Below are 1250 nucleotides of genomic sequence, written 5' to 3' on the forward strand. Positions count from 1 at the left end.
CGGTAAATGATGTGCCTCTTCCATTTGCCAATCCGAATACTGGTATTCCGTTAGGTGATTTTCAGCCAAATGATGCAGCAATTATTAATTTCCAAGTTGTAATAACAGGAGGGCAAATAAATAATTTAGTTACAAATACTGCTACAGCGGATGGGCTCGCAACTGTAAATCCTAATGAGCCGCCTGTAGTAGTTGAAGGCGATAGCAACACAGTTGTTATCCCGTTTATTCCTCAGAATGTCTCAACGACAGTTGTAAAAACGGCAGATCATCAAACAGCAACGATAGGCGATGTTATTACGTTTACGACAGTTATTACGAATACGGGGGATACAGCGATACAAAATATTCGTTTTCAAGATATGTTAGATAGTAGTGTTCGATTTGTCCCTGAAAGTGTAACGGTCGATAGTGCACCAGTACCAAATGCAAGCCCTGCACTAGGATTTATTATAGGTAATTTAAATCCTGGTGAAGCGCGCAAGGTTTCCTTTCAAGTAGCAGTCGAGCAAGCACCAATTGGTTCAGGTAATTATATTAATACAGCAAATATTCGTTTTGAATATCAAATAGGTACAGTGTTACCACCTGTTACACAAATAATGGAAAGTAACATGGTTGTTATTCCATTCGTTCCAACGATAGAACAAATTTGCGCAACAAACTTTAATTGTCTAGAAAAGTTTCCTTTTAAATGTTCTCCATGTAATCACTTTCGGATAAATAAACAATAAATACCAAAAGAGCATCCTGCAAGGAAGAATAGGATGCTCTTTTTCTGTTTAGTGTTTATGTGGATTTTTTCGGGCGGATTAACAAAATCATTGATTTTGTTGTATGGTACCTTTTTTATAATAGAAGTTCTGAGTCCCACCAAGGCAGGTTTTCTAGTTTTTTAATAATTTCTTGCGGGAAACGATAGCGGATTGGTTTTGCAAGGTTACCGGCCACAATTGCATATGGAACAGTATATGCAAGGGGAAGGAAGATGAATATACTTGTATGAAACAAAAATATACAAGTAGAATCGTAACTACTTCATGCTAAAATGGATGGAAGGGAGTGGAAAATATGAGACATAAAATGGGACTATATAATKAGCCTTTTCAATCTATTTATTCGGGTAAAAAAGTATTTGAAGTTAGATTGTATGATAAAAAGCGTCAACAAATAAAACATGGTGATGAAATTGTATTTACCAACCTTATGACGGCAGAAACAATTATTGTAAAGGTAACAGAGGTAAAGCG

The 1250-nt window shown here is 36.2% G+C and carries 2 protein-coding genes; both read left to right on the top strand.

Annotated features, from left to right (window positions below):
* The coding region (locus AC1DTM_RS27195; RefSeq protein WP_477001343.1) for a DUF11 domain-containing protein at nucleotides 1-734 on the top strand (734 nt) is incomplete at its 5' end.
* A gap of 337 nt (nucleotides 735-1071) precedes the next feature.
* Nucleotides 1072-1250 (top strand): ASCH domain-containing protein (locus AC1DTM_RS27200; RefSeq protein WP_477001344.1); only part of this gene is annotated, 179 nt, incomplete at its 3' end.

This window comes from Bacillus sp. P4_D3 (genome assembly GCF_056401855.1).